This is a genomic window from Roseivivax sp. CAU 1761 (genome assembly GCF_054482755.1).
This window is the reverse complement of the sequence record NZ_JBTLRM010000029.1, coordinates 1-11,694: the sequence shown is the minus strand read 5'-3', so window position 1 is coordinate 11,694 and position 11,694 is coordinate 1. Positions and strand designations below refer to the sequence as shown.

The following is an 11,694-nucleotide window of genomic DNA, read 5'->3' as shown; positions in this document are numbered from 1 at the left end:
GGCCGGGCCGCCGGGACCCGCCGCGGAGGAGGGGCGCTGCCCCTCTCGGCCGCAGGGGGAGGCCAATTCCCCCCGGGATATTTCCTCTCAGAAGAAGGGGTTGGGGCGGTCTCAGGCGCTGCGGACGGCGTCGATCATGCGCGCGACGTTGTCGGGATCGGCGTCCGGGGTGATGCCGTGGCCGAGATTGAAGATGTGCGGGCCCCGGGCGAAGGCGCGGACGATGCGGCGGGTCTCGGCGACGAGCTCGGGGCCGCCGGTGACCATGTGGCGCGAGGCGAGGTTGCCCTGCACGCAGCCCGAGACCTGCACGTGCTCGGCGGCCCATTCCGGGCTCACGCTGTCATCCACCGCGACGCAATCGGCGCCGGTGGCTTGGTGGAAGCCGACATAGCCCTGGCCGGCCTGGCGCGGGAAGGCGATCACCGGGATGCCGGGATGGCGGCGCTTCAGCGCCTCGGTGACGATCCGGGCGGGCTCGACGCTGTAGCGCTGGAAATCCTCGCCGGTGAGCGAGCCGGCCCAGCTGTCGAACAGCTTCACCGCCTCGGCGCCGGCCTCGATCTGGCGCGACAGGTATTCGATCGTGCCCTCGGTGATCTTGCCGATCAGCGCGTCGAAGACGGCGCGGTTGCCGTCCTTCAGCGCATGGGCCGGGCCCTGGTCGGGGGTGCCGCGGCCGGCGATCATGTAGGTGGCCACCGTCCAGGGCGCGCCGGCAAAGCCGATCAGGGTGATGTCGCGGGGCAGTTCGCGCGCCAGGATGCGCACCGTCTCGTAGACCGGCGCCAGGGTCTCGTCGATGGCGTGGACCGGCTTCAGGCGGCGGAAATCCTCCTCCGAGGTCACGGTGGAGAGCCGCGGCCCCTCGCCCGTCACGAACCACAGATCGGCGCCCAGCGCCTGCGGCAGGAGCAGGATGTCGGCGAACAGGATGGCGGCGTCGAAGCCGTAGCGCCGGAGCGGCTGCAGCGTCACCTCGGCGGCCAGTTCGGGGTTGTAGCACAGCGACAGGAAGTCGCCGGCCTTCTCCCGCGTGGCGCGGTATTCCGGCAGGTAGCGCCCGGCCTGGCGCATCATCCAGATCGGCGGCGTGTCGAGCCGTTCGCCGGCCAGCGCGCGCAGGATCGTCTTGGTCATGAAAGCCTCCCCGGGATCGCTCAGGCGCCCGTGGTCACCGCTCCGCCCCGGAGTGTCAAGGAGAGTGCCGCAGCGGAGGGGGCGCGGCGGTCGGGGGCGCCGACAGGACCGCGCCGCTGCCGGGCGCGGGCCGGCGCGGCGGCGGCACGGCGGCGGGGGATGCCGAGCGGAGGCCCGGGGCGGTTGCGGGCCGGGCCCCCCACGCGCGGAGACCGGGGCCGCGCGCGGTCGAGGGCGGGCATGGGCGGGCATTGCCAGCGCCCGGGGCGGGGTCTAAGGATCCGCGCATGACACAGCCCCTTCCCGCCCCCGACAAACCGCTGCGCATCGGCACCCGCGGCTCGCCGCTGGCGCTGGCCCAGGCCAACGAGACCCGCGACCGCCTGGCCGCCGCCTGGGACCTGCCGCACGAGGCCTTCGAGGTGGTGGCGATCAAGACCACCGGCGACCGCATCATCGACCGGCCGCTGAAGGAGATCGGCGGCAAGGGCCTGTTCACCCGCGAGATCGAGGCGGCGATGCTGTCGGGCGACATCGACATCGCGGTGCATTCGATGAAGGACATGCCGGTGCTGCAGCCCGAGGGGCTGGTCCTCGACTGCTACCTGCCGCGCGCGGATCCGCGCGACGCCTTCATCGCGTCTGCGCTGAGCTCGATCCGCGACCTGCCCAGGGGCGCGGTGGTGGGCTCGTCGTCGCTGCGGCGCCGGGCGCAGGTGCTGGTCCGGCGGCCCGATTGCCGGGTGGTGGAGTTCCGCGGCAATGTCCAGACGCGGCTGAAGAAGCTCGCCGACGGGGTGGCCGATTGCACCTTCCTGGCCTGCGCCGGGCTGAACCGGCTGCGCATGGCCGAGGTGCCGCAGACCCCGGTCGCGCCCGAGGACATGCTGCCGGCGGTGGCACAGGGCGCCATCGGCATCGAGCGGCGCGGCGACGACGACCGGGTGGCCGGGCTGCTGGCGCCGCTGCACGACCGCGCCACCGGCGAGCGGCTGGCCGCCGAACGCGCCTTCCTCGCCACCCTCGACGGGTCCTGCGAGACGCCGATCGCGGGCCTCGCCGAGCATGACGGCGACGGGCTGCGGCTGCGCGGCGAGATCCTGCGCCCCGACGGCTCCGAGGCGCATGCCGGCGAGCGCCGCGGCGCGATCTCCGACGGCGCGGCGATGGGCCGCGACCTGGCGCAGGAGCTGCTGGGCCGCGCCGGGGCGAACTTCTTCGACTGGATCGGCTGAGGGGGCGGCGCCCGGCGCCACGCCTCCGAGTCGCGCAGGTCGGCGCAGCGCGGGTGAACCCTCCGGCGCCGCGCCCGCGGGCCGCGATCCGGGCGGGCGATGCCGGGCCGTTGCCCGGCGGAAAGACCGATCACGGCCCACGCGAGAGCGGCCATGGCCGGATGCGCGGGCTCTGGCAGGGTGCGGAGAGGATTTGCCATGACCGACGACCACGGCCCGGTGCACCGCCCTCCCGGAGAGCGTATCGGCGTCATCTCCGACACCCACGGCCTGCTCCGGCCCGAGGCGTTGAGGGCCCTCCGGGGCGTCGGACATATCCTGCACGCGGGCGATATCGGCGATCCCGGGCATCTCGAGGAGCTGGCGCGCCTCGCCCCGGTCACGGCCATCCGCGGCAACATCGACCGGGGCAGCTGGGCCGATCGCCTGCCCGAGACGGTGAGCCTGACGATTGCGGGCCTGCACATCCACATGATCCACGACCGCAAGGATTTGCAGGCCGATGCCGAAGCCGCGGGCTGGGATGTGGTGATCGCGGGGCACTCCCATAGGCCCGGCATCGAGGACACGGGCACCCTCCTCTGGCTGAACCCCGGCGCTGCCGGCCCCCGCCGCTTCCGCCTGCCGATCACGCTGGCCTTCCTGTGGAATGAGGGCGGCCGTCCCCGCGCTGCGATCCACCCGTTGCCTGTGTGACCGAGGTTTGAGCGCAGCGCCCTTGCGGCCCCGGGCCGGTTCTGCAGCGGCCGCTGCCGGCCCGCAACGGTCAGCCAGGTCCCGGGCGCGTGCCGCGGGCGACATTCGCGAAGGCCGCGATGCTCTCGGGGAGAGCCGGGCGCGTGTCACCATGCCGGCCGGCAGCCTTACCGCATGTAGATTTTGCACTCGCGGCCCGGCCCGGACCGGAACCGGTCGCCGCGATGCTGACGTCCGGCATCTCGCGTTAAGGCGATCCCGGTGACGCGAGCGCATGTCAGCGGCCCAGATGGTGCCGCCGTGGATCGCCCTCGCGGACGGCCATAGGGAACCTGTCGGGTCGTGGCGCCGCTGTCGTCCTTGGGATTCGGGATGACGTCTGCGCAAACCCGTGCCACGGCGCGCATCAGGCGGGTCGCTGGGTCGGTTGCGCCCAGATGATTTAGCATCCACCGGGGGAACTCCGCCGGCGCGCAGCCTTGCGTTGCCGCAGGCCGCGCCCCAGCCGCTGCTCGCGGGTCCCGGCGGTGGCGTGGTGCGGCGACCAAGCCTACTTGAAACCTTCCAGGATTACCGGCGGATCGATCTCGCGGACGCCGGGTCCGGGCGTGCCGGCGGCGCGTCGGGCCATCTCGGCCTCGTGTCGCGCCAGCACCCCGCGCAGCGCGTCCCTGCCGGGGTCCGCGGCGACCGCGCCGGGGAACAGGCAGCCATGCGAGGGCTCGGTCGCCATCGAGGCCCCGACCCGCTCGGGCAGCTTCCGGCGCATCCGGCAGGCGTCGACCAGGTGCGAGAGGCCGCGCCCCGGGCGATGCTCCGGTGCCGCCAGCACCATGTTGGCGCGCGACGGCAGGTATTTGCAGAACGTGCAGAGGGCAGACGCCGGCCCCATCGCGCAGATCCTCGACGCCGGGTTCGGCGACGCCGCGGGCGGCGAAGGCGCGCTCCAGCCCGGCGACGATCCGGCCAGGGGAGGTCAAAGACGCAGCAGACGACGCAGGTCGGATTGTCCAGGGCTCGAAAACCCTCAGACAGCGGCGCTGAAACTCAGCGCAATCACGGCAGGTCTGGGAGGGGTGGTGGCGGACCGAGGAGGATTCGAACCCCCGACCCCCTGATTCGTAGTCAGGTACTCTATCCAGCTGAGCTATCGGTCCGTTGGGCGAGCATCTACCCCTGCGCGGAGGGGGATGCAAGGGCCGGGGGGCAAAAAATCTCAGTCGATCTCGCCCATCGGCAGGCGGATGACGAAGCGGCTGCCGCCGCCCTCGGGAGTGTCGAGCTCGATGCGGCCGCCATGGCCGCGCACCAGTTCGGCGACGATGGCGAGGCCGAGCCCGGTGCCGCCCTTGCGGGCGCCGCCCTGGAAGGGCTGGAACAGGTGTTCGCGCGCCTTGGCGGGCAGGCCCGGGCCGGTATCGCTGACCTCGATCACCCATTCGGTGTCCTCGGCCCGCGCCGCCACCGCGATCTCGCCCGGGGCGCCGGTGCCGATGATCGCCTGGCGGGCATTGCGCACCAGGTTGGTGAGCGTCCGGTAGAGCTGCTCGGGATCGGCGCGCACCACGAGGTTGGCCGGCACGTCGGCGGAGAACGAGACGTCGTGCTCGCCCACCGCCAGCCGCTCGGCGGCCAGCACGTCGTCGACCAGGTTGGCCAGCGCCACCGGGATCAGCGCCGGCGCCGGCTCCTCGGCGCGGCCGAAGGCGAGGGTCGATTCGCAGAGCGACACGGCGCGGGTGATCGAGTTCACCAGCTTCGGCGCCATGCGCTTGACGATCGGGTCCTCGGAGGTCTCGATGCGGTCGGTGAAGAGCTGCGCCGAGGTCAGGATGTTGCGCAGGTCGTGGCTGACCCGCGCCACCGCGCCGCCGAGCTGGGCCAGCCGCTCCTTCTGGCGCAGCGCCTGGGTGAGCTGGGTCTGCAGCGATTGCAGCGCCGCCTCGGCGGCGCGGATCTCCCGGACCCGGGCCGAGGGCTGGATGATGCGCCGGGCATCCTCGGGCGCCGCGGCGTAGCGCTGCATGGCGCCGACCACCGCAGCGATCGGCTTCACCAAGAGCCGGCGCACCGCCAGGAACAGCAGGAACGCGGTGATCACCGAGATCACCGCCGACAGCACCAGGATGCGCAGCCCGTATTCGATCATCGCGGCGCGCAGATCGGTGCTGTCCATCACCACCTCGATCATCAGGCCGGCATCCTGGGAGGGGCTGCCCATCACCCGGATAAGCTGCGGCTCGGCGGTGACCAGCCGGGTCAGCGCGTCGCCGATCAGGGCGAGCGCCGAGGCATCGCGCAGATCGTAGGTATAGGCGACCTCCCCCGGGATCGGCGAGGACAGCACCAGCTGCCGGGCCTCGTCGCGGCGCAGCACGACGTTGTAGACCCCGGCGGTCAGCAGCAGCTCCTCCTCGAGCGCCGGGTCGATGGTGTCGGCGGCCAGCAGCGACAGCGACGCGATCTGCGCCCGCTCCAGGCGGTTCAGCAGGTAATCCTCGCGGAAGCGCGCGACCGACGGCACGAAGATCAGGATCTCGGCCAGCATCACGAACACCGTGGTGAGGATCAGGAAGCGCCCGGAGAGGGAATTCAGCATGGCCCCTTTCAGGGCAGCCAGCGCTGGATCAGGCCCACGACACGCTTGACTGCCGGACTTTCGAACAGTTTCGGGGAGAAATAGGCCCCGGCGGCGCGTTTGTTAAGTTCTGCATAGGTGGGATAGGGCGCGACCATGTCGCTCACCGCCTTCATCTTCGCCCCGGTGGCCAGCATCTGCGCCCAAATCGCGATGTGCTCGCCGGCCTGGTGCCCGACGATCGAGGCGCCGACCGGGCGGCCGCGATGCACCACCACCTTGATCATGCCAATGGTGTTCCGGTCGGCCCGGGCGCGGTCGTTCTCGGCATAGTCGAAGCGCGCCACGTCGATGTTCTCGGCGCCGTGTTCGCTGCGGGCCTCGGCCTCGGTCAGACCGACATGGGCGAGCTCGGGATCGATGTAGGTGACCCAAGGCAGATGCGCGGTGCTGGCCTTGGCCGGCAGCCCGAAGAGGGCGGAGCGGATAACCACTCCGGCATGGTAATTGGCGACATGGGTGAATTGCAGCCCGCCGGCGGCATCGCCGATGGCGTAGACCTTGCGGTTGGTGGTGCGCAGGCCGGAATCGACCCGGATGCCGGACTTGGTGGTGCCGATGCCCGCGCGGTCGAGGTCGAGCGCCTCGGTATTGGCGCGCCGGCCCACCGCCACCAGCAGGTGCGAGCCCCGCACCACCTGACCGTCCTTGGTCTCGACCTCGAGCGCCCCTTCGCCGCCGCGCACCGCGCCGGCATCCGAGCCCTCGAGGATCTCCAGCCCCTCGGCGCGCAGCGCCCCGACGGCGATTGCGGAGAGTTCGGGATCGTCCTTGCCCAGCACCTTCGAGCCCTCGATCACCGTCACCCGGCTGCCGAGCCGCAGATGCGCCTGCGCCATCTCCATGCCGATCGGCCCGCCGCCGATGACGATCAGGTGCTCGGGCAGCTCGCGCAGGTCCCAGAGCGTTTCATTGGTCAGGTAGGGCACCCGGTCGAGCCCCGGGATCGGCGGCACCAGCGGCCGCGAACCGGTGGCCAGCACCACCCGGCGGGGCCGGATCCGGTGGCCGCCCGCGACCAGTTCGGGCGCCTCGGAGACGAAGCGCGCCTCGTCCTGGATCACCGTCACGCCCAGCCCCTCGAAGCGCTCGACGCTGTCATGCGGCGCGATCGAGGCGATGACGTCGGCGACGTGATCCTTGGCCGCGGCGTAATCGATCTCGGGCACCACGTCGGCGATGCCGTAGCGCGAGGCGTGGCGCATGGCATGGGCGGTCTTGGCGCTGCGGATCAGCGCCTTGGAGGGCACGCAGCCGTAATTCAGGCAGTCGCCGCCCATCTTGTGGCGCTCGACCAGCACCACCGAGGCGCCCATCTGCACCGCTCCGGCGGCGACCGACAGGCCGCCGGAACCGGCCCCGATGACGAGGAGGTCGGGTGTCAGTACCTGCATGTCTCAGAGCCCCCTGCGCCCGCGCCACGCCTTCAGGATCAGCGGCAGCGCCGCCAGCGCGATCAGGCCGAGAATTGGGCCGATCACCTGCGGCGTCCAGAGCAGGTCGAGATCGGGCGTGCCGCCGCGGTCGAAGACCTCGCCCAGCCCCACCCCGATCGAGGTGAAGACCAGCGTGCCGGGCACGATGCCCAGCGCCGTGGTCAGCAGGAAGTTGCGGAACCGGACCCCGACCAGCGCCGGCACGAGGTTGGCCACGAAGAACGGCACGACCGGGATCAGCCGCATCAGGAACAGCACCGGGATCTCGTTGTCGTGCAGCCGGTCGCGCAGCCGCCGCGCGGCGCCGTCGGAGGCATCGATGCGCGCCGCCAGCGCCCGGCCGAGCCCGGCGCGCGCGGCGAGGAAGATCAGCACCGCGCCGAGCGTCGCCGCGACCACGGCGACCCCGGCCCCGGTCCAGAGCCCGAACAGGAAGCCGCCGGTGACCGTCGCCACGGTGGCGCCGGGCAGCGAAAAGGCCACCATCGCCACGTAGATCGCGGCATAGGCGGCGAGCAGCGCCACGAAGTGGGAATCGCGGAACGCGAGCAGCGCCGCGCGGTGGGTGCGCAGGGTCTCGAAGCTCAGGAAATCGCCGAGGGTGAAGAACCCCACCACCGCGCCGATCAGGATCAGCGCCAGCGGCAGGTGCCGCACGAGCCTGCCGCGCCCTGGCTCCTCCGCGGCCTTCGGGGGCGTCCGGGGCGTGGCATCCGTCATGGTGGTCCTTTCCGGGCTGCGGCGGCCGTCGCGGACCGCCCATGGGCTGCCCTTCAACATGCGGGTTCCGGCGCCGCGGGGATAGGCGCATCACGCCGCCTTGATGCCGGGTGAGCCCCCAGCCCCGCGTCGCCGGCCCCGGCCCGTCAGGGCTGTAACAATTCCCCGCAGGTCCCGGCGGGTTTGTTACACCGTCCGCGGCCCGGCGCTGCGCCCGCGCGGGGGACCCGCGCCGATGCGGGACCGGCTCCGTCCGGCCGGCCGCGGCGGGCACAGTTCCACGCCGCGGCCGGGTCATCCGGGGCGCGCCGCCCCCGGAGGGGCATCGACCCGGCGTGCCAACCTTGGCAGAGGCCGGATGCGCCCCGCCCCGGCCGGGGCGGCCACAGGTCCGCGCGGGCGGAAGGAACATCGCGCGCACCGGCAGCCAGCGGGCGACGGTCCCGCGCCGAAGACTGCGCCGCCGCCGGAGGGGACCCGTCCGCCCGGCCCGGGCGCGCCGATTTCCCGCCGCGGCCGGGGATTTGTTGCCCCGGCCCCGAGACGGCGTTTGACTCGCGCGGCGGGCTTCGCTAAGGCGCAGCTTCGAAGAGACATGTTCGGCCCGCGCGCCCGATGCGCCCGGGCCTTTCGGTCCGCCGAGGACCCCGAGACGAAGGACGAACCGCGATGACCAAGCGCACCTTTCAGCCGTCGAACTACGTTCGCAAGGCCCGCCACGGCTTCCGCGCCCGCATGGCGACCAAGGCCGGCCGCAAGATCCTGAACGCCCGCCGCGCCCGCGGCCGGAAGAGCCTCAGCGCCTGATCCGGACCGGACCGCAGATGACGCCGCCGGAGGCTCCCGCACATGCGCTGGGGGCCGGTGATCCGGCGGCTTCCGCGCGTCCGGACGAGCGCCGGCGGGGCCCCCCGCTGGAGACGCTGAAGCTGCGGCGCGACTTCCTCGCCGCGGCGCGGGCGGCCCGTCAGGGAGCGCCCTCGATGCTGGTTCAGGCGCGCCGCCGCGACGACGGCAGCGACGCCGTCCGCGTCGGCTTCACCTGCTCCAAGAAGGTCGGCAACGCGGTGCGCCGCAACCGCGCCAAGCGCCGGCTGCGCGAGGCCGCGCGCGCGGTGCTCGCCCTCCAGGGGCGCCCGGGCTGGGATTACGTGCTGATCGGCCGCGCCGGCGCCACCGAGGGCCGCCCCTTCGAGGCGCTGAAGGGCGATCTGGCGACCGCTCTGCGGCGCCTGCACCGCAAATGACCCCGGCGGCGCGCGCCCTGGCCTGGCCGGTCCGCGCCTACCGGCTCCTGGCCTCGCCCTGGGTCGGCCACCATTGCCGCTACCACCCCACCTGTTCGGCCTATGCGCTCGAGGCGCTGGAGCGGCACGGCGCCGGCCGCGGCGGCTGGCTGGCGCTGCGCCGCATCCTGCGCTGCCATCCCTGGGGCGCGGCGGGCCTCGACCCGGTGCCCAGCAGCGACGGCCCCGACGCCGCAAGCGAACCGGCCGCCCGCGGGGCTGCGGACGGCCGGACCAAGACGTAGCGCGCGGCGCCTCCCTCAGGTCAGGAGGCGGGCTCGATGACCCCGCAGGCGATGCGCGAGCCGGCGCCGGCCTCGGCGCCGTAGCTGTCGGGCATCTCGTGCAGGATGAAGGCGGAGCCGTCATCGTCGAACAGCGGCGCGTCGCCGCCCTCCACCGTCAGCATGGTGCTGGTGACGTCGGCGCGCAGGTTGCCGTCGGCGCTGGCGAAGACGTTCGGCAGATCGCCCTCGTGCGGGCCGCCCTCGGCCATCAGGCCGTGGCTGGTGCCGCCGGGTGCGTAATGGTCGCCCGCCGAGGTGAAGTCGCCGGAGCATTCGCCGGTCTCGTGCACGTGGAAGCCGTGCCCGCCTTCCGGCACGCCGGTCGCGGCGAGGCTGAAGAGCAGCCCGTCCTGGGTCTCGAAGATCCGCACCTCGCCGGTCTCGGTGCCGCTCTGGTCGACCAGCACGGCCACCGCGCGCGGCGCCATCTCGCCCGCGGATTGCTCCTCGGAGGCCGGCTCTTCGGCCGGGGCCTGCTGCTCTTCTGCCGCGGCGTCCTGCGGCGCGTCCGCCGGGGCCGCCTCGGCCTCGGATGCGTCCTCGGCTGTCGTCTCCTCGGTCTCCGCCTCGGCGCCCTCGTTCTCGGCAGCCTCGCCCTCGGCGGCGTCGCCCTCGGCAGCCGCACCCTCGGCCGCGTCGCTGTCGGCGGCCTCGCCCTCAGCGGCATCGCTGTCGGCGGCCTCGCCGGCAGCCGCGTCGCTCTCGCCGGCGCTGCCGCCCTCGGCGGCCGCGTCGCCCTCGGCAGCGGCGTCGCCTTCGGCGGCCGCGTCGCCTTCGGCAGCGGCGTCACCCTCCGCAGCCGCGTCGCTGTCGCCCTCGCCCGCGTCGGTCATGGTCGCGTCGCTCTCGCCCTGTGCCTGTGCGGTGGCGCCCTCGGTGGCCGAGGTCGTCGAGGCCTCGCCCTGGCCGGCCGTGCCGCCGTCGACGCTGCTGGCGCCGTCGCGCAGCCGGGTCTCGCCTTGCACCGGCACGGTGGCGGCGCCGTCGCTCTCGGCTTCCTGGGCCTGCATCGTCTCCTCGGACATCTGCGCGCCGTGCGAATCGGCGAAGGCGGGCGCCGCAAGCGCGCTGCACAACCCGATCGCGGTCATTGTCCTGCCAAACATCGTCTGTCTCCTTCCCGACTTGTCCTTCCGGCCAACACCGGGACCGGCGCAGCCGTTCCGCCGCGCCGCGCCGCTGCGCCACTTGCCGCCGCTCCCCTGCGGGCGTATTGCAGCGGCCATGCTCGACGATGCCGACGACATTCACCCGCTGTTCCACGGCGCCCCCCGGAGCACCGAGTTCAAGAAGCTGCGCAAGCGGCTGGTGCAATCCGTGCGCGAGGCGGTGGAGCAATACGGCATGGTGGAGCGCGGCGCGCGCTGGCTGGTCTGCCTGTCGGGCGGCAAGGACAGCTACACCCTTCTGGCCATCCTGCACGAGCTGCAATGGCGCGGCCTGCTGCCGGTGGAGATCCTCGCCTGCAACCTCGACCAGGGCCAGCCGGGATTTCCGGCCACGGTGCTGCCGGCCTTCCTCGAGAAGATGGGCGTGCCGCACCGCATCGAGTACCAGGACACCTATTCGGTGGTGAAGGACAAGGTGCCGGCCGGGCGCACCTATTGCGCGCTCTGCTCGCGGCTCCGGCGCGGCCATCTCTACCGCATCGCGCGCGAGGAAGGCTGTTCGGCGGTGGTGCTCGGCCATCACCGCGACGACATCCTCGAAACCTTCTTCATGAACCTGTTCCACGGCGGCCGGCTGGCGACGATGCCGCCGAAGCTGGTCAACGAGGAGGGCGACCTCTTCGTCTACCGCCCGCTGGCGCATGTCGCCGAGGCCGATTGCGAGCGCTTCGCCCGCGCCATGGACTACCCGATCATCCCCTGCGACCTCTGCGGGTCGCAGGACGGGCTGCAGCGCCAGCAGGTCAAGCAGATCCTCGACGGCTGGGAGAAGAACAGCCCCGGCCGCCGCCAGGTGATGTTCCGCGCGCTGATGAACGCGCGGCCCTCGCACCTGCTCGACCCGGCGCTGTTCGACTTCGCCAATCTCGCCCGCCGCGCCGGCGACGCCGCGCCGGAGGCGGCGCAGTCCGCGCCGCCGCGCCTGCGTTAACGCTTCGCTCACCACCTGCGGATTAGGCTCGCCCGGTGTCCCGAGCTGCCTTCGTGGGGAGTGCCAGAATGGTCCGGTTTCTCGCGCACCGCGCCCCGCGCCGCGGCCCGGGGCGCAGCGGCGCCCGCGGTCCCGCGCCCCCGGCCGGGCCCCGGC

General features: G+C 73.0%; 12 protein-coding genes and 1 tRNA gene. 6 read left to right on the top strand and 7 right to left on the bottom strand.

Annotation, left to right across the window (positions count from 1 at the left end; all coding sequences use genetic code 11):
• Positions 1-111: 111 nt before the first annotated feature.
• A complete protein-coding gene (gene hemE, locus ACXYMW_RS15395) occupies positions 112-1,140 on the bottom strand; it encodes a uroporphyrinogen decarboxylase (RefSeq protein ID WP_459036214.1) in 1,029 nt (342 codons plus the stop codon).
• 287 nt (positions 1,141-1,427) lie between these two features.
• On the opposite strand from hemE, the gene hemC reads away from it, so the two are divergent.
• Complete coding sequence (gene hemC, locus ACXYMW_RS15390; RefSeq protein WP_459036213.1) at positions 1,428-2,375, top strand: hydroxymethylbilane synthase; 948 nt, start codon at positions 1,428-1,430, stop codon at positions 2,373-2,375.
• Between the two features lie 198 nt (positions 2,376-2,573).
• Positions 2,574-3,071, top strand: coding sequence for a metallophosphoesterase family protein (locus ACXYMW_RS15385; protein ID WP_459036212.1), 498 nt, complete (start codon positions 2,574-2,576; stop codon positions 3,069-3,071).
• A gap of 550 nt (positions 3,072-3,621) precedes the next feature.
• On the opposite strand, the gene ACXYMW_RS15380 is transcribed toward ACXYMW_RS15385, so the two are convergent.
• The 5 genes from ACXYMW_RS15380 to ACXYMW_RS15360 all read right to left on the bottom strand — a co-directional run bounded on the left by ACXYMW_RS15380 (position 3,622) and on the right by ACXYMW_RS15360 (position 7,865).
• Positions 3,622-3,963, bottom strand: coding sequence for a hypothetical protein (locus ACXYMW_RS15380; RefSeq protein WP_459036211.1), 342 nt, complete (start codon positions 3,961-3,963; stop codon positions 3,622-3,624).
• 188 nt (positions 3,964-4,151) lie between these two features.
• A tRNA-Arg gene (locus ACXYMW_RS15375) sits at positions 4,152-4,228 on the bottom strand.
• A 59-nt stretch (positions 4,229-4,287) separates the two neighbouring features.
• Complete coding sequence (locus tag ACXYMW_RS15370) at positions 4,288-5,670, bottom strand: sensor histidine kinase (protein ID WP_459036210.1); 1,383 nt, start codon at positions 5,668-5,670, stop codon at positions 4,288-4,290.
• Between the two features lie 8 nt (positions 5,671-5,678).
• Positions 5,679-7,103 (bottom strand): dihydrolipoyl dehydrogenase family protein, encoded by a 1,425-nt coding sequence (locus ACXYMW_RS15365; protein WP_459036209.1) that lies wholly within the window; start codon positions 7,101-7,103, stop codon positions 5,679-5,681.
• Between the two features lie 3 nt (positions 7,104-7,106).
• The gene (locus ACXYMW_RS15360) at positions 7,107-7,865 is read right to left on the bottom strand and encodes a TVP38/TMEM64 family protein (protein ID WP_459036208.1); all 759 of its coding nucleotides are present in this window, start codon (positions 7,863-7,865) and stop codon (positions 7,107-7,109) included.
• Positions 7,866-8,534: 669 nt separating this feature from the next.
• Between ACXYMW_RS15360 and rpmH the strand changes: the two genes are divergently transcribed.
• The 3 genes from rpmH to yidD are packed head-to-tail and all read left to right on the top strand — an operon-like array spanning position 8,535 to position 9,396.
• Entirely contained in the window at positions 8,535-8,672 is a 138-nt protein-coding gene (gene rpmH / locus ACXYMW_RS15355) for a 50S ribosomal protein L34 (RefSeq protein WP_459036207.1), read from the top strand.
• Between the two features lie 17 nt (positions 8,673-8,689).
• Positions 8,690-9,112, top strand: coding sequence for a ribonuclease P protein component (gene rnpA / locus ACXYMW_RS15350; protein WP_459036206.1), 423 nt, complete (start codon positions 8,690-8,692; stop codon positions 9,110-9,112).
• Positions 9,109-9,396 (top strand): membrane protein insertion efficiency factor YidD, encoded by a 288-nt coding sequence (gene yidD / locus ACXYMW_RS15345; protein ID WP_459036205.1) that lies wholly within the window; start codon positions 9,109-9,111, stop codon positions 9,394-9,396. The genes rnpA and yidD overlap by 4 nt, the downstream gene beginning before the upstream one ends.
• 20 nt (positions 9,397-9,416) lie before the next feature.
• On the opposite strand, the gene ACXYMW_RS15340 is transcribed toward yidD, so the two are convergent.
• Entirely contained in the window at positions 9,417-10,544 is a 1,128-nt protein-coding gene (locus ACXYMW_RS15340) for a superoxide dismutase family protein (protein WP_459036204.1), read from the bottom strand.
• Positions 10,545-10,662: 118 nt separating this feature from the next.
• On the opposite strand from ACXYMW_RS15340, the gene ttcA reads away from it, so the two are divergent.
• Positions 10,663-11,538, top strand: a complete 876-nt coding sequence (gene ttcA, locus ACXYMW_RS15335) for a tRNA 2-thiocytidine(32) synthetase TtcA (RefSeq protein WP_459036203.1) — start codon at positions 10,663-10,665, stop codon at positions 11,536-11,538.
• The last annotated feature ends 156 nt before the right edge of the window (positions 11,539-11,694 follow it).